The organism is Flavonifractor sp., from assembly GCF_019422385.1.
GTDB lineage: Bacteria > Bacillota > Clostridia > Oscillospirales > Oscillospiraceae > Flavonifractor > Flavonifractor avistercoris.
The window spans coordinates 1-15,459 of record NZ_JAHZDL010000020.1 but is presented as its reverse complement, the minus strand read 5'-3'; the positions used below and the strand labels follow the sequence as shown (position 1 = coordinate 15,459).

At 61.1% G+C, this 15,459-nt stretch carries 13 protein-coding genes and 2 pseudogenes; 4 read left to right on the top strand and 11 right to left on the bottom strand.

Going from position 1 to position 15,459, the window contains the following annotated elements:
• Nucleotides 1-191: 191 nt before the first annotated feature.
• Together QZ378_RS04550 and QZ378_RS04545 are read right to left on the bottom strand one after the other, a co-directional pair.
• A complete protein-coding gene (locus QZ378_RS04550; protein ID WP_291257455.1) occupies nt 192-2,390 on the bottom strand; it encodes a stage V sporulation T C-terminal domain-containing protein in 2,199 nt (732 codons plus the stop codon).
• Nucleotides 2,391-2,539: 149 nt separating this feature from the next.
• On the bottom strand, nt 2,540-2,800 hold the full coding sequence (locus QZ378_RS04545) for a hypothetical protein (RefSeq protein ID WP_291257454.1): 261 nt from the start codon (nt 2,798-2,800) through the stop codon (nt 2,540-2,542).
• A gap of 662 nt (nt 2,801-3,462) precedes the next feature.
• Here QZ378_RS04545 and QZ378_RS04540 point away from each other — a divergent pair.
• Together QZ378_RS04540 and QZ378_RS04535 are read left to right on the top strand one after the other, a co-directional pair.
• Complete coding sequence (locus QZ378_RS04540) at nt 3,463-4,671, top strand: RCC1 domain-containing protein (protein ID WP_291257453.1); 1,209 nt, start codon at nt 3,463-3,465, stop codon at nt 4,669-4,671.
• Nucleotides 4,672-4,704: 33 nt separating this feature from the next.
• Nucleotides 4,705-5,550, top strand: a complete 846-nt coding sequence (locus QZ378_RS04535; protein WP_291257452.1) for a tyrosine-type recombinase/integrase — start codon at nt 4,705-4,707, stop codon at nt 5,548-5,550.
• A 43-nt stretch (nt 5,551-5,593) separates the two neighbouring features.
• Here QZ378_RS04535 and QZ378_RS04530 read toward each other — a convergent pair.
• A pseudogene (locus QZ378_RS04530) lies at nt 5,594-5,713 on the bottom strand (transposase); the annotation flags it as partial.
• Between the two features lie 123 nt (nt 5,714-5,836).
• Between QZ378_RS04530 and QZ378_RS04525 the strand changes: the two are divergent.
• A complete protein-coding gene (locus QZ378_RS04525) occupies nt 5,837-6,331 on the top strand; it encodes a PAS domain-containing protein (RefSeq protein ID WP_291257451.1) in 495 nt (164 codons plus the stop codon).
• 1 nt (nt 6,332) lies between these two features.
• Here QZ378_RS04525 and QZ378_RS04520 read toward each other — a convergent pair whose 3' ends face one another.
• From QZ378_RS04520 to QZ378_RS04485, 8 genes are all read right to left on the bottom strand, one after another.
• The gene (locus QZ378_RS04520) at nt 6,333-7,409 is read right to left on the bottom strand and encodes a M20/M25/M40 family metallo-hydrolase (protein WP_291257450.1); all 1,077 of its coding nucleotides are present in this window, start codon (nt 7,407-7,409) and stop codon (nt 6,333-6,335) included.
• Between the two features lie 29 nt (nt 7,410-7,438).
• On the bottom strand, nt 7,439-8,221 hold the full coding sequence (locus QZ378_RS04515) for a creatininase family protein (RefSeq protein WP_191379397.1): 783 nt from the start codon (nt 8,219-8,221) through the stop codon (nt 7,439-7,441).
• 51 nt (nt 8,222-8,272) lie between these two features.
• On the bottom strand, nt 8,273-9,262 hold the full coding sequence (locus tag QZ378_RS04510) for an ABC transporter ATP-binding protein (protein WP_191379398.1): 990 nt from the start codon (nt 9,260-9,262) through the stop codon (nt 8,273-8,275).
• Entirely contained in the window at nt 9,255-10,286 is a 1,032-nt protein-coding gene (locus QZ378_RS04505; protein ID WP_291257449.1) for an ABC transporter ATP-binding protein, read from the bottom strand. The genes QZ378_RS04510 and QZ378_RS04505 overlap by 8 nt, the downstream gene beginning before the upstream one ends.
• 6 nt (nt 10,287-10,292) lie before the next feature.
• On the bottom strand, nt 10,293-11,153 hold the full coding sequence (locus QZ378_RS04500; RefSeq protein ID WP_291257448.1) for an ABC transporter permease: 861 nt from the start codon (nt 11,151-11,153) through the stop codon (nt 10,293-10,295).
• A gap of 14 nt (nt 11,154-11,167) precedes the next feature.
• Entirely contained in the window at nt 11,168-12,106 is a 939-nt protein-coding gene (locus QZ378_RS04495; protein ID WP_291257447.1) for an ABC transporter permease, read from the bottom strand.
• A 158-nt stretch (nt 12,107-12,264) separates the two neighbouring features.
• A complete protein-coding gene (locus QZ378_RS04490; RefSeq protein WP_291257446.1) occupies nt 12,265-13,860 on the bottom strand; it encodes an ABC transporter substrate-binding protein in 1,596 nt (531 codons plus the stop codon).
• A gap of 180 nt (nt 13,861-14,040) precedes the next feature.
• On the bottom strand, nt 14,041-14,913 hold the full coding sequence (locus tag QZ378_RS04485) for a MurR/RpiR family transcriptional regulator (RefSeq protein WP_291257445.1): 873 nt from the start codon (nt 14,911-14,913) through the stop codon (nt 14,041-14,043).
• A gap of 287 nt (nt 14,914-15,200) precedes the next feature.
• Here QZ378_RS04485 and QZ378_RS04480 point away from each other — a divergent pair.
• Nucleotides 15,201-15,459, top strand: a pseudogene (locus tag QZ378_RS04480) (IS481 family transposase); the annotation flags it as partial.

The window sequence follows — 15,459 nt, the reverse complement described above, 5'->3', positions numbered from 1 at the left end:
TTCCGCCCGCAGGCGGCGGAATAAAATCAGGATCCGTTTTCAGCCGCGACATGCGCGTGGCTGAAAACACTTCTCAGCCAGCAAGTGTGAGGTTTGGCCGCCAACGGCGGGCAAGCCTTGCATGCGGCTGGCTGCAGCTCACTCAAACAGAAGGGCGGCATCTCGCAAGAGATGCCGCCCTTCTGTTTGCATCACGATTCCATGTGCCGCCCCAAAAAGCCCGCGATGGTCTGGGCCAGCTTGTAGTCGGTCTCACTGCTGGTCAGGGCCCCCTCGGTGCCCACAAAGAGCACGCAGCCCAGCACGTCCCCCTCGGACAGGATGGGGGCGGCGCAGGCGATGAGGTACTTGTCCTCACCGTCGCACACCGGCACCGGGGCGGAGCCGCTCTGGTACTGGTAGATCTGCCGGCCCTCCATGATCTGCTCCAGCTCGGGGGAGATGCGCTTGTCCATCAGCTCCCGCCGGGACAGGCCGGCCACGGCGATACAGGCGTCCCGGTCGGTGATCACGGCGATCTCGCCGGTGGTCTTGTTCAGGGTCTCGCACATCTGCCCGGAGAAATCCCCCAGGCCGCCCATCAGGGAATACTTCTTAAAAATGACGCCGCCGTCCTTGTCGGTGTAGATCTCCAGCGGGTCGCCCTCACTGACAACATTGGCATGGAACACCTTGTCCGGCCGCTTTTCAGACCGCTGGACGATGGTAATGGATGAGATATGCCCCATGCCCTCCTTAAAATTTACGGTGTCCCCCTGAACCGGGGCCATGGCGGCCGCGGCCTCCGGCATCTCCTCCGGGAGGGCCCCGCACCGGAGCAGGCTGTCCACGTCGGCCTTGAGCTGGATCTCCAGATGATCCTCATAGACCCTGATCTTCCGGATGATGAGCTGGAGATCGTTCCGCTCCAGCTTGTCCTTGACCAGGATGTCGTCGAACACCTCCAGGGCCGTCTTGGCCGCCCGGTTGACCCGGATGATGGTGTTGCGCTTGTCCACCGCCATGGCCAGCTGGTTCCGGATGCCCTCGATGCGCCGGGCCAGGTCGCTCTCCAGTTCATCGTAGGTCTGCTCCAGCAGCTCCTCCTGCTCCGGGTGCTTCACCAGATCCCGGATGCGCTGGCGCTTGGTGGCCTTCAGCTCCTCCTGGAGCTGGGCCAGCACCTCCTCCAGATGGACGGCGCTCTGGCCGGCCTCGGCCACGTCCTCCCGCTCCCGGGCCAGCTCCCCGTTGAGCCGCTCCAGCATCTCCGCAGAGCTGTCCTTCACCCTCCGGACGTAGGCCTTCATCAGCTCGTCCAGCCTGTCCACCCGGATGTGGTGGCTGGTGCAGCCCTTCAGGCCCCGGCGGTGATAGGTGCCGCAGGTGTAGGCCGGGCGCAGGTCGGAGCGGCTCATGGCGAACATGGGGGCCCCGCAGTCCCCGCACTCCAGGAAGCCGGAGTACACGTTGTCGTTTTTCTTCTGCCCCCGGTAGTGGGCGGCGGAGCGGCTCTCCCGCAGGGCGCGGACGGTGGCGAAGGTGCGGTAGTCGATGATGGGCTGGTGGTGGTGCTCAATGACCACGTGCTCCCCTACGTCCCGGCGCACGTCCTTCCCGTTGATCTTCTTCCGGGTGTACTTGCCCTGCCGCAGGGTGCCGATGTAGAAGTCGTTGTCCAGAATCCCCTGGACGGTGACGATGGCCCACACCGGCCTGGCGGTGCGCCTGCAGTCCTCCCCGGCGGCCTCCTTCCGCTCTCGCTCCGCCATGCGGGGGGTGGGCACCCCCTGATCGGTCAGGTGGTTGGCGATCTTCTTGTATCCCCAGCCGTCGATGTACAGCCGGAAGATCTCCCGCACCACCTCCGCCTCGGTGGGGATGAGCTCAAACTCCTGGTGCCTGTTGACGAGATAGCCGTAGGGGGCGGCGCAGATCCACCTTCCGTCCGCCTGCCGCCGCTGGATCACCGACTTCACCTTCTTGCTGGTGTCGGTGACGGGCATCTCGTTGATGAGAAACTGAAACTGGATTTTCAGCCAGTCGTCGTCGTTGGGGAAGTCGATGTTGTCCCCGATGGAGATGATGCGCACCCCGGCGTCCCGCAGATCCTCCAGCTCCACCAGCCCCCGGCTGTTGCGCCGGGAGAAGCGGGAGAAGTCCTTGACGATGAGGATGTGGTGCCGATGGGACATGAGCCCCTTCCGCATGGCCTGGTAGCCCTCCCGCTGCTCAAAGGTGTAGCCGGAGCGGTCCCGGTCCTCGTAGAAGGTGAGGGTGCTGTCGGGGAACCTCTGCCTGACGAAATCCTGGATGATGGCCTTCTGGTTCTCGATGGACACATTGTCCCGGTCCAGCTCCTCATCCACGGAGATGCGGCAGTAGCCGGCGATGTCAAAGGCTTGGATCATGTGCCGCCCCTTTCTGTCAATAACATTTGGAGTGATCCTATATTTGCAGATAACATTGTATCATTGGGCGTCGGGAAGCGCAACAGAAAATAAAAGGAGAGCGGCGGAATCAGTTCCGCCGCCCCGGCCATTCGGGCCCGCCAGGGGCCTCAGGCGCTCACAGTTGGGCTGAGCCCCTTCTCCCGCCGAACCTCCCGCTCCGCCTGCCGCCTGCGGTTGTAGAGCAGCAGCTCCCGCGTCCCGTCATAGAGCGGTTCCTCTCCGGACTGAAACACCGCCACCAGATACTTCTGAGCGTGGTACTTTTGGCAGAGGGGTTTCAGCCTGTTCCGGAGCTCCAGATCCTCCCGCTCCCGCCTGTTCAGCCAGATCTCCACCAGCTTCTGGTCATCCCGGATTTGAATTTCCAATTCCATCACGCTCCAGCCTGCCCCTAGTTTCTCTCGGCAGCATGCTGTCTATACCTATTTTTCCGCCATGCAGCACACCGACCGGCCAGCTCAGGTAGCCCCAGCCCACCCCAACGCCCGGAAGGTGCCGCGCTGCTTCCAGCCCGCCAGGTGGCACCGGCTGGGGAACTGCGGATTGCTCAAAAAGGCTCTCTGTGATGTGGATGATGTCATCACGATCTATGGGGGCCTGCACTTCTGTGAAGTGTGGTAGGGACATAACGCAGAGCAGATACCCATTGGCCGTATTGTAAACGATTATTTTGACTTATCACCGGGCAGATCTATCTGGTCAATGATTAGCGCCGAGGTCCATGAATTTGAATGGGCTCAAGCCCTGCCCCCTCTATGTCAGAAGCTCCGCTACCGGTACGCCTGGAAGATGGTTTTCAGGCAGACCTGACGGGCCTCCCCGGGGACCTCCGCGCCCGGCTCCTCCCGGAGCGCCCGGTTTTCCCACAGGGCCCATGATAGCACAGGAAGGTGGACTTTGGGAGCCAGATGTGAGATCATAGGGGCAAAGCGGGGAAAATTCCCGGCCTGCGGGGGCGGCGCGGTTGCACTTTGCCCCGGCGGCGCGTCTTTTGGGGAAGATCGGACATCTGCAAAGTGGAGGGATGGACATGACAAGACGAAACACGTGCTTCGGCCGCCGCGCTTCGGCCTGCGCCCTGCTGCTGGCGGGGCTGCTGACGGGCTGCGCCGTGGGCGCGCCCTGGCCCCCCACGGAGACCGCCCCCATACCGGAGACCTCCCTGGTGCCGGAGATCTCCTCCATCGCCGGCAGCGGCGGGGACTGGTTCGCCATTGAGGACGGAGATCTGGTGTCCTGGGGAGAACTGTATGGCGGCGAGGACTACAGTCAGCGCGTCACCCTGTTTCAAAGAGCTCAGTCGGTGTGGGGTTATCGGTTTGGCCAGCTGGTGCTGGATGAAAGCGGTGATCTGTGGACCACGGGCAGCTCCGGCCACGAGAAGCCCCTCACCCGGGACGGATGGCAGTTTGTACTCTCCGATGTGGTGACGGCCAGCGGAAACATCTGGAACGCGGCCGCCGTCTGCTCCGATGGCAGCCTTTGGACCTGGGGCAAAAACGACCAGGGACAGCTGGGGAACGGCGAGTGCTCCGAGGACGCCACGAACTACCCGCCTCAGCACATTATGGACGGCGTCCGCCTGATCCGGCTGGGCAGCTACGCCGTCACCACCGGCGGGGAGCTGTACGGAATTGGGCTGTGGAGCGGCTGTACAGAGCCCAAGCTGCTCTGCCGCAATGTGGCAGACGTGGCAGCGGGCGGCCTGAATCGGATCCAGATCCTCACCCCGGAGGGGGAGTTGTACCTGGCCGAAGTCCCCGACCGGCCCGGGCAGCCCCTTCAGCTGCCTAAAACTCCCGCCGCCATCGGCGTCAGCGAGATTTTTGACGAGGGCTACCGGGACGGGGACGGGATCTGCTTTCTGTGGAACATCGATGCCACCGAGTCCTTCCGGCTGGAACTGGAGGCGGCGCAGATCACCCAGAACCTGGACGGTATCCTGGTGCTGACCGAGAACGGGGACTACGTGAGAGCCAGGGTGACGGACACTCAGCTGACGCTCACCCCTCTGTCGGCGGCAAAGCTGTCCCCCGGCGGGGAACTGCCTGTGGCCCAGGCTCCGGATATCGAGCACGGCTGTGTACTCCATGATTGTCGGCCTCAGAGAGTGGGAGGGTGGAATATCTGCCCTCCCAATTTTTTTGTTCCTGCTCTGAGCTTCAGAAGCCCCTGTTTCGTCTGTCCTCCGGGGAGCAGGCCGGACGCCAGTACCAATAATTTTCTGCTCCCGTGGTAAAATAGGAAAAATTACCTGAACGGGGGTTCTGCCATGGAGTACGGACGCATTACAGAAGAACAGATCGGAGAATTTGCCCGGCATCTGCGGGAGGAGGAGCGAAGCAAAGGGACGGTGGAGAACTACACACGGTCGGTGCGGGAGTTTGCCGCCTGGCTTGGGGGGCGGGCCGTGGAGGCCGAGTCGGCATGGGCGTGGAAGGGTGCGCTGCTGGAGCAGGGCCTGGCCCCGGCCACTATCAACAACAAGCTGGCCGCCCTCAGCCGATTCTTCCGCTTCCTGAGGTGGGAGGGCTGTGCGGCCAGACCCCTGCGCCTGCAGAGGCGGCTGTTCCGCGCCCCGGACCGGGAACTGAGCCGGGCGGAGTACGGTCGCCTGCTCTCCGCCGCCCGCAGCCTGGGACGGGAGCGCCTGTGCCTGCTCATGGAGGCAGTGTGTGCCACTGGCATCCGGGTCAGCGAGGTGAAGTACCTGACGGTGGAGGCGGCCCGGCGGGGCCGGGCGGAGGTGGCGCTGAAGGGGAAGATCCGCACCATCCTGATTCCTGGAAAGCTGTGCCGCAAGCTGCTGCAATATGCCAGGGCACAAAAAACCGCCTCCGGTGAGATTTTTCTCACCAGAAGCGGCAGAGGCATTTCCCGGAAACAGATCTGGGCGGAGATGAAGGCGGTGTGCCGGGCGGCGGGGGTGGCGGAGAGCAAGGTATTTCCCCACAATCTGCGGCACCTGTTTGCCCGCACCTTCTATCAGGCCAGCCGGGACGTGGTCAGGCTGGCTGACGTGCTGGGGCACGCCTCCGTGGAGACCACCCGGATCTACCTGGTTTCCACCGGTGCGGAGCACACCCGCCAGCTGGCCCGTCTGGGGCTGATATCCTAACGATTAGAAACAAAATAAATCAATTGTCCTATATCCCCTTTTACTGACACAGTTTTCTTAATATTACTCCTATCTCCTGTTGTATCTGACCATATATCTCCCTCCTTCGATATTTGAGTGCAAATACGATGTGATATTGACATCTCCAATTTGCTTTTTTAATGTTCTCCTCGCAGCTGTTTTTACTACCGGTACAGGCGGGGATTGCCGCAGCATAGTTTTGTTGCATACATACAAGACTTATTATAAAATCATAGACAGATATCAAGAATGGAGAGAGTGGCCTATGGAACAGCAAAAACGAATTCGTCTGGCAGGGCTGACCATCGCCCAATATGATGCGATTCTGAACCACTGCAATTCCAACATCTTTGTCACGGATGGAGAGGGGCGGGTTCTCTATGCCAATGGCGCGGCAGAGCGGGCGCTGAACTGCACCTTTGACCGACTGCGGCAGATGGACATCTACCAGCTGCGGGCGGACGGCTACACAACCCACTCCTCCAGTGCAGACGCCATCAAAACCAAGCGGAAGGCCTTTGCGGTCTACAAAAATAATCTGGGGGAGGAGATTGCAACCACCTCCACTCCGGTACTCGATGGGGAGGGAAACATTGAACTGGTGGTCACCCGCAGCGACGAGGTGGGTTCCATGCAAGATATTTCTGGCAGCCGGGCCATATCATCAGAGAACGCGCCCCTCAATACCTGCTGGTATAGTGCCATAGTGAAGCAATTGCGCCCGTTCCAGGAAAGGAACAGGCGCAATCCTCTGTTTTGAATCAGAAGCGGCTGATCTGATCGGCGTTCATCCGCTCCAGAATGGCAGCGGCAAGCCGGGCAGCATTTTCCACATCACTGTGGGCCGCGATGCCGTAGTGGGTATGGATATACCGCACGGGGATTCCGATAACGATGACGGGCACCCCCTGGTTGGACAGGTGGATTGGTGCGCCGTTGGTGGAGCCGCCGGTGCGCACGCTTTCCTGCACAGGGATGCCCAACTCCTCCGCCAGATCCAGTGCATAGCGCTGGAAGCGGGGGTTGGTGATCATACGGGCATCGATATGGCGCAGCATGGGGCCCTTGTGGATGGCGGTCTGTACCATGTAGGGCTCTGCCACGGTGTCATCGGCGGGGCAGCCCTCAAAGACAATGGCCAAATCCGGATTGACCGTGTTGGCGGTGACCGCGGCGCCGCGGGTGCCCATCTCCTCCTGCACAGAGAAGGCACCAACCACATCCACGGACAGATCTTTCCCACGCAGGCTGTCCAGAGTACGGAGAATGGACGCGCAGCCCAGGCGGCAGTCAAAGGCCTTGCCCACCATCAGATCGTGCTTTTCGTCATAGGTGAAGGTCACATCGGGTACCACCGGGGCAGCCATGCGGACATGGAAGCTCTCCACCACCTCTTCCCGGGAGGAGGCGCCGATGTCGATGCTCATGTCCTCTACAACGGGCTGGGCCCTGCGTTCGGTCTCGCTCATGAAGTGGGGCGGCTTACTGGCAGTGACACCGGGGATATAGCTGCCATCGGCGGTCTGTACCCATACCCGATGGGCGGGGATATTGGAGTTCACCCACCCGCCCAGAGTGGTAAAACGCAGGGTCCCGTTTGGCTTGATGGCCTGCACCATGAAGGCCACCTCATCAGTATGGGCATCCAGCTGCACCACAGGACGGCTGCCTTTGTTTCCCCGCCGGGAGAGGTAGAGGTTGCGCAGGCTGTCCTCCCGGAAGTCCCCCAGTTCCGCGCCAAATGCACGCAGAACGGTGAGCACTTCGTCTTCAAAGCCGGGCGCGCCCTTGGCGTTGGAGAGGGCTGCGCACAACTCCAGAGATTGCTTTTTATCCATTCTTACTTTTTCTCCACCTTTTGTTAAACTTAAAATTCAGTCCCGCAGGCCTTGGCGATGTCCACCTTTTTGAACTCCTCCAGGAAGTCGGCGATATAATCGGCGGTGGTCTGAAGCATCTTCTGTCCCCACTCCACCGTGGCGGTCTCCGGGTGGTCAGGACCGATCCAGCCGTTGTGGGTGACACTGGGGGTCAGACGGGGAATGTTCACGGTGACGCCCTTGTATTCCACCGAGGTGAAGCCGGTGGCCTTCAGCGTGTCGGATACGTCGTGGAGCTTCATGGGACCGGGCACCTCACTCTGATCCACCAGGGTCGGGTCGATGCCCAGAATTGCTGCGGTCTCCTCCCCTCCGCCGTGACCGCCCTTCCAGGCGGGGTCCATATCCCAGGCCATAAGCCACCAGTTCAGCTCGGCCAGGATGCCGCCCTTGCGCTGGATGTCGTAGCCCACCCGGTCGATGGACTTGACGTTGCCGCCGTGGCCGTTGAGGATGACGAAGCGGCGAGCGCCGTGCTGGAACAGGCTGTCGCACACCCGGCCCAGCACCTGGTAAAGCAGCTCGGTACCCAGGTTGATGGTGCCGGGATAGTCACACAGGCTCTCGGTGGCGCCGTAGGGAATCGTGGGGCAGATGAGCACGTCACTCTTCTGTTCGATCTTGTCCAGCAGAAAGTCGGGAATCAGGGTGTCGGTGCCCAGGGGCATGTGCCGACCGTGGCACTCAATGGAGCCCAGGCCGATGAGCACAGTGTCGTGCTCTTTGAAATACTCCTCTGCCTTGGGCCAGGTTAGGTTGGATAAACGCATGGTGCTACCTCCTTGTTCAGATATGGAGCGCAGTCCGGCTGAGGGCTGGCTTCAGAGCGGATAGTGACAGGCGCACAGGTGGCCAGGGGCGATCTCCCGCAGCTCGGGAACCTCCTGGCGGCATTTGTCGGTGCAGTAGGGACAGCGGGGGTGGAATTTACAGCCGGAGGGGGTGTTGATCGGGCTTGGAGGCTCCCCCTCAATGGCATATTCCCGCCGGCGGTTCAGGGGATCCAGCTTGGGGGCGGCCTTGGTAAGAACCTGGGTATAGGGGTGGGCGGGATGGCGGAAGATTTCACCAGTGGGCCCAACCTCCACATTGCTGCCCAGGTACATGACCATCACCCGATGGGTGATGTGGCGCACCACCCGCAGATCGTGGGAGATAAACAGCACGGTCAGGTTCAGCTCCCGCTGGAGCTGGGCGAGCAGATTGATAATCTGGGCCTGGATGGACACGTCCAGGGCGGACACCGGCTCATCGGCCAAGATAAAGGCAGGCTTAAGGGCCAGCGCCCGGGCGATGCCGATACGCTGGCGCTGACCGCCCGAGAACTCCCCGGGGAAGCGGTCTGCAATATCCATGGAGAGTCCGCTCATGGTAAGCAGCTGCTCTACCCGGGCGGGGAGCTCGCTGTCGGGTACCATTTTATGAACCTTCAGCATCTCGGCAATGGTGTCGTATACCGACATACGGGGATTGAGGGAGGAATAGGGATCCTGGAAGATCATCTGCATCTGAGGCCGCAGGGCCCGCAGCTGCGAGCCCTTCATGTGGCTGATATCCTGACCGTTGAGACGGATCGTTCCGCTGGTAGGCTCATACAGGCGGAGGATTGTACGGGCAAGGGTAGACTTGCCGCAGCCCGACTCTCCTACCAGGCCCAGGTTTTCACCCCGATGGATCTGGAAGGATACATCGTTGACGGCTTTGAGCCAGCGCCGCTCCCTGTGCTGAATGACATCATTGATCTTTCGCTTCTGGGGGAACCATTTGGACAGGTGTTCCACCTCCAGAAGCGGGGAACTGGTTTCAGGCATGGCTGGGATCCTCCTCTCTGACAGCACCATCCGGGAACTGGATCAGCCCTTGAAAGTCCTCCGTTACATCCGGCCGGTGACAGCGGGCCAGGTGGCCGGGCGCCACCTCCAGGAGATTGGGCCGCTCCTTATGGCATACCTCGCAGGCGAACCGGCAGCGGGGTGCGAAAGGACAGCCCTCGGGGAGATGGGCCAGGTTGGGCGGGGAGCCCTGAATGGCCTCCAGCGTGGCACCTGCGGAGTCCTCGCTGGGCAGAGAACCCATGAGACCATAGGTATAGGGGTGCCGGGGCCGACTGAACAGAGTGACGGTGTCGGTCATTTCCACCACCTGGCCGGCGTACATGACCGCCACCCGGTCACACATCTGAGCGATGACACCCAGATCGTGGGTTACCAGGATGATACTCATACCCAGCTCCCGCTTGAGCTGATCCAGCAGGTTCATGATCTGATCCTGAATGGTCACGTCCAGAGCGGTGGTGGGCTCATCGGCCAGCAACAGCTTGGGCCGTGCCCCCAGGGCGATGGCAATCATGGCCCGCTGGCGCATGCCGCCGGAGAACTGGTGCGGATACTCATCCAAACGGGTCTCCGGGGAGGGAATGCCTACCAGGCGCAGGAGCTCCAGTGCCCGCTGGCGCTTGGCCTCCTTAGAGAGCTTCTCATCCTCAAAGGCTTCATACATCTGCGTGCTGATGCGCAGCACCGGGTTCAGGGAGGTCATGGGCTCCTGGAAGATCATAGAGATTTCCTTGCCCCGGATCTTCTGGAGGGCCCGGTCATTCATCTGGGCGATGTCGGCGCCCCTATAGAGAATCTGCCCGCCAGTGATCCGGCCGGGCTGCTTCAGCAGGCCCAGAATGGAGCGCAGGGTCTGGCTTTTGCCGCAGCCGGATTCCCCCACCAGGCCAAAGGTCTCCCCCTGATATACCTCGAAGGATACGCCATCCACGGCACGAACGGTCTCCCGCTTGCTGGGAAAGGCCACGTGCAGATCCTTGACTTCCAACAGTTTTTCCATGGCGGCTCACCGTCCTTTCGTGCGCAGGAAATCGGTCAGACCATCGCCCAGCAGGGAGAAGCCCACACCGCTGACAGCCAGGAACAGGCCGGGGAACAGAGTCTCCCACCAGGCGAAGGTGATAAAGGTGCGCCCCTCGTTGAGGATGGCGCCCCACTCCGGAGTGGGCGGGGAGACACCCAGGCCCAGGAAGCTCATGGATGCGCCGGTGAGCATGCACATCACCACATCGGAGGCGGCAAAAACCACCGCCGAGCTGATCACGTTGGGCAGCAGGTGGCGGAACAGAATCCGCGCGTCGGAAAAACCGGCCACACGGGCGGCCTGAATAAACTCCGCGTCCTTGAGCACCAGCACTTCGCTGCGCACCAGCTTGGCATAGCTCATCCATCCCACCAGCCACAGGGCGATGAAGAGGTTGATGAGTCCTTGGCCTAGGATGGCCATAATGGTGATGACCAGGATGGTGAAGGGGAAGGCCATCATGATGTCGGTAATACGCATGAGCAGGCTGTCCAGTACGCCGCCGTAATAGCCGGCCAGCAGGCCGATCATGCCGCCGACCAGGAAGGGAATCACCACGCCCAGCACGCCGATAAGCAGGTCAATACGGGTACCCCACACCACCCGGGAGAAGATATCCCGCCCGTAGAAATCGGTGCCGAACCAATGCTCTGCGCTGGGGGCCTGATTGGAGACGGTGACATCGGTGGCAATGGGATCATAGGGCGCAATCAGTTGGGGAAAAAGGGAGAGCACCACCATCAGAATGACAATGGCCACCCCCACCACAAAAGAGGGGCGAACCAGCCAGGTGGGCATCACCCGTTTCTGCTCCAGGGGGCTGACGCCGTGATAACGTTTCATGTGTATCCCCCTTTCTACAGACTGACCCTGGGATCCAGGAAGGAATAGAGGATGTCGGTGATCAGATTGATCACCAGAACCAGCACCGCAAAGAGCAGCACCACGAACTGCACCACAGCGTAGTCCCGGCCGAAGATGGCGTCGCTGGCCAGCTTGCCGATGCCGGGCACCGAAAACACCGTCTCGATAATCACCGAGCCGCCCAGCATGGCGGCCATGCGCATGCTCAGCAGAGTGACGGTGGAGATCATGGCGTTGCGCATCACGTGGCGGGTGCGCACCTCGCCGTTGGAGATTCCCTTGCTGCGGGCGAAATCCACATAGTCCATGCGGGTAATATCCACCACCGAGTTGCGCGTATTGCGCAGCAGTAGGGCGGAGGTCATCAGCGACTGGGTGATGGCGGGGAGAATCAGGCAGCGGAACTGCCCCAGCAGGGTGTCAGACCAGCCGCCGGCGGGGAGCCACTTCAGCTTCAGGGCAAAGACAATCATCAGCAGCAGTCCCACCCAGAAGGAGGGCATGGAGATGGCCACCAGGGAGGCGGTACGCACCGCCTGATCCCCCAGGCGATCCTTGTGAGTGCCGGCGAAGTAGCCCAGAGGCAGGCTGATAAGCAGGGAGAGTACCGTACTCATCAGGGTAAGCGCCAGGGTTACCGGGAACCGGGAGGCCAGCAGATCGGCCACCGGTACCGAATAGGTGAAGGAATTGCCGAAGTCCAGGGTAAAGATCTGCTTGAGGAAGAGAAAATACTGGGTGAGCAGAGGCTCGTTCAGGCCCAGCTTTTCCGTCAGGGCGGCGACGGCCTCCTCCGTGGCCTTCTCGCCCAGGATCAGGCGGGCGGGCTCGCCCGGGATAAAGCGGATGATGGAGAACACCAGGATGGTGACCACAAACAACACCGGGATCATCTGTAGGACCCGCTTGAGGATGTAATTGAGTCGATTCAAAGGGAAACACCTGCCTCCGTCAGTTCAGGCCGGCCCCTTGGGGCCGCGCGGTTCTATCGTCTGGAGCGTCCTGAAAGGGGGACGGGGGGATGGAGCGGCGGCTCCATCCCCCCGTCTTCCGCCTGCCATACCGTCCTGGCGGACGGCGGGCGGCCCGCTCAGTTGGCCTTGGTCCAGTTCATGGCCTGGTACACGTAGAAGGGATTGACCGAGAGCCCCTCCACCTTGGCGGAGCGGGCGAAGGCAAAGTCATTCCGGTACAGGGGGATCACGTTGGCGTTGTCGTACACCCGCTGCTGGATCTCCTGGTACATCTCCACACGCTTGTCGTGGTCCATCTCCGCCTGGGCGGACTGGTAGAGGGCGTCCAGCTCCTCGTCGTTCAGGCCGGTGTAGAAGCACTGGGCCTGGTCGTAGTCCACGGTCCAGCCCACCACGCCGGAGGGATCCTGGTAGTCGTCCACCCACTGGAGGACGGTGGCCTGGTGGTTCAGGCTGCTGTACTTGTCATTGAGGGTGGCGGACTCCAGCAGCTCAATCTCGCACAGGAAGCCGGCCTGGTCCACCTCGGACTTGATGAGGGTGGCGATCTGCTCATAGAAGGTGGAGCCGGTGCGGATGGACAGGGTGAACTCCACCGGCTCGGTGTAGCCGGCATCGGCCAGCATCTGTTTGGCGGTATCGGGGTCATACTCGGTGACCTGCAGCTCGCCGTTGAACCACTCGCCCTGGGTCTCGGAGACGATAGCGGCCACCGGCGCGCCGTACTCGCCGGCGATGGTGCTGGCCAGCTCCGACTTGTTCAGGGCATAGTAGAGGGCCTGGCGGACCTTCACGTCGTCAAAGGGAGCTTGGGTGGTGTTGACGGTCAGGTAGTAGATCTGGGTGGAGGGGAAGATGTCCAGCGCCAGAGAGTTGTCGGCCTCCACGCCCTGGGCCAGGGAGAAGGGGAAGGTGGGGGCCACGTCGATCTGGCCGGACTGGAGCTGCATCAGGCGGGTGTTGTCATCCGCCACCAGGACGTACTTGATCTCCTGGGTCTTGGGCATGCCCTCCTGGCGGTAATAGGGATTGGCCTCCAGGGTCAGGCTGCTGCCCTGCACCCACTCCTTGAGCATGTAGGGGCCGGTGCCGATGGGGTTGCGCAGGTACTCCTCGTCGCTCATGGTTTCGGCATAGGACTGGTCGCCCAGCACCATGTTGAAGCAGCCCAGCTCGGCCAGGAAGGCGGCGTTGGGCTCGGTCAGGGTAATGATCACCTGCTCGTCGGTGGCCTCAACCGTGTCAATGGACTCGGCGATGTAGCGGTAGTTGGAGGTCTCATAGTCCCGGGCGCGATAGAGAGACCAGACCCAGTCACTGGGCTCCACATCCTCGCCGTTGGAGAACTTGACGCCCTGTACCAGATTGAAGGTGTAGGTCAGGCCGTCGTCGCTGATGGTCCAGTCGGTGGCCAGCTGGGGCTCGATGGTGCCGTCGTCGCCGGTGCGCACCAGGCCCTCAAAGATCTGCTGGGACACCTGCACCTCGGCGGGGCCCATGCCGGGGGCGTTGGGCTCGATGTACTTGGGCTCGGCGGTGATGCCCACCACGATCTGGTCGGCGTAACCGGTCTCCGCGCCGGCGGAACCGGTGGCGTCAGGGCTGGCCGTGCTGTCGCTGGGGGTATCCCCGCCGCCGCCGCAGGCGGCCAGACCGAGGCTCAGCGCGGCGGCAAGAGACAGGGCCGCCAGTTTCCGTGCGTTTGCTTTCATGCGTGCTCCTCCTTGTCGTTTGGGAATCTTCCGAACTACAGCGTATACTGTAGTAAGATAAACTAAATTATAGCAAATACTATTGTCAATTGCAACACTTTTCTTTGACGGTTTTCCCCTCAAAACGCAGCAAAATCCCCTCTGTCAGCATGGAACAGAGGGGATTTTGCAAGAACTGGGTCAGATTGACGTATTTTGTTTGTCGAAGCAACTGTCAAACCTGCGCTGGAGAGTATCACGGCGGGTCTTCTCCGCACTGGGGAGGCTGTCGCCGGTAAAGGTATAGAGCATAGCCAGGGCGTCTACCAGGCCCACCATGGCAGTGAAGGAGTTAGTCATCCCCAGCAGCTCTGCATGGCAAAGCAGGGTCGTCTGGGCCAGACGGGCCGCTGGAGCATCCATACAGTCGGTGAGCGCCACCACCGGCATCCCGACGGAGGCACAAAACCGAGCCGTGGAAACGGTGTCGTTGCTATAGGGGGGAACCGTGATGGCAAACAGCAGGCCTTTCTGCGGTTCCACTGCGGAGAGCTGGCGGAGCATATCGCTCCTGGCCTGAAGATCCAGGGGACGGCAATCCACCCCCAGGGAAATCAGGCGGTGCTCGAGATAAGCGGCGGGGATGCGGCTGAAATCGTGAGCCACAATGAACACACGCTCTGCCTCGTGAAGGGCTTGAGTTACCGCCAGCAGACTGTCCAGAGAAGTCCTGTCCAACGTATCCTGCAGGGCCTCCCGCTCTGCCCGGCACACCCGCTGGTAGAGCTCCTGGGCGCTGCCGCTGCCTGACACTGCCATCTTCAGCCGCTCCCCGGAGTTTACCCGCATGATCAGGTAGTCCTGAAGGGCTTTTTTCAGTGCCATGTAGCTGTTCAGTCCAAGCCCCCGGCAGAAGTTAAGCACCGTTACCTCTGTGGTGCAAACCTGGTCGGCAAAGCTCTTGAGTGAGAGAAAGCAGCACTGTTCCGGATTGTTGAGAATAAAGTCGGAAATCCGCTGGCGCGGGCGGCTGAACGAGCTGTACCCCGCCCGGATCTGTTCCAAAATGTCCATGTTGACCCCTTCTGAAGGCCGCATATCGACTCGGCCTTTCCCTGCGTTGGCCTGAGTGTATCCCTCAGATTTTCTGCAGACGGTAGATTTTATTATAGCGTAAAATCAGCCGCGGGACAAGCGAAATCATAATGAGATGGGCAAAACAAATGTAGGATTACAATACATATTGGACAAGTGAAGAAAAAGGATGAAGGATAAGGCCTCATCGGTTAAAGTTGAGTTACCACACACCAACTGTACGAGAGGGGGCCATATCCTTCATGAGCAAGAGTATAACACAAGACATGGCATACCGGCAATCCCTGATGAAGTATGCGGAGAGGCACGGCGTCAAGCGGGCCGGCCGGAGGTACAACAAGAGCCGTTCGTATATCTACTTCTGGAAGGCGCGCTGGGATGGAACCGTGGAATCCCTGGCCTGCCAGTCCCGGCGGCCCCACAGACACCCGAACCAGCATACAGAGGCAGAGCTGAAGCTGATCCGGGACATGCGCCGCAGGAACCCCCGCCTCGGCATGGTGGAACTGTGGCACCGGCTGCGGC

What these genes read in the sequence shown, in the direction of transcription:
- QZ378_RS04535 (WP_291257452.1), top strand. Translation starts at nt 4,705, where the DNA reads ATGGAGTACGGACGCATTACAGAAGAACAGATCGGAGAATTTGCCCGG.
- QZ378_RS04485 (WP_291257445.1), bottom strand. Translation starts at nt 14,913, where the DNA reads ATGGACATTTTGGAACAGATCCGGGCGGGGTACAGCTCGTTCAGCCGC.
- QZ378_RS04520 (WP_291257450.1), bottom strand. Translation starts at nt 7,409, where the DNA reads ATGGATAAAAAGCAATCTCTGGAGTTGTGCGCAGCCCTCTCCAACGCC.
- QZ378_RS04525 (WP_291257451.1), top strand. Translation starts at nt 5,837, where the DNA reads ATGGAACAGCAAAAACGAATTCGTCTGGCAGGGCTGACCATCGCCCAA.
- QZ378_RS04550 (WP_291257455.1), bottom strand. Translation starts at nt 2,390, where the DNA reads ATGATCCAAGCCTTTGACATCGCCGGCTACTGCCGCATCTCCGTGGAT.
- QZ378_RS04540 (WP_291257453.1), top strand. Translation starts at nt 3,463, where the DNA reads ATGACAAGACGAAACACGTGCTTCGGCCGCCGCGCTTCGGCCTGCGCC.
- QZ378_RS04490 (WP_291257446.1), bottom strand. Translation starts at nt 13,860, where the DNA reads ATGAAAGCAAACGCACGGAAACTGGCGGCCCTGTCTCTTGCCGCCGCG.
- QZ378_RS04505 (WP_291257449.1), bottom strand. Translation starts at nt 10,286, where the DNA reads ATGGAAAAACTGTTGGAAGTCAAGGATCTGCACGTGGCCTTTCCCAGC.
- QZ378_RS04510 (WP_191379398.1), bottom strand. Translation starts at nt 9,262, where the DNA reads ATGCCTGAAACCAGTTCCCCGCTTCTGGAGGTGGAACACCTGTCCAAA.
- QZ378_RS04515 (WP_191379397.1), bottom strand. Translation starts at nt 8,221, where the DNA reads ATGCGTTTATCCAACCTAACCTGGCCCAAGGCAGAGGAGTATTTCAAA.
- QZ378_RS04500 (WP_291257448.1), bottom strand. Translation starts at nt 11,153, where the DNA reads ATGAAACGTTATCACGGCGTCAGCCCCCTGGAGCAGAAACGGGTGATG.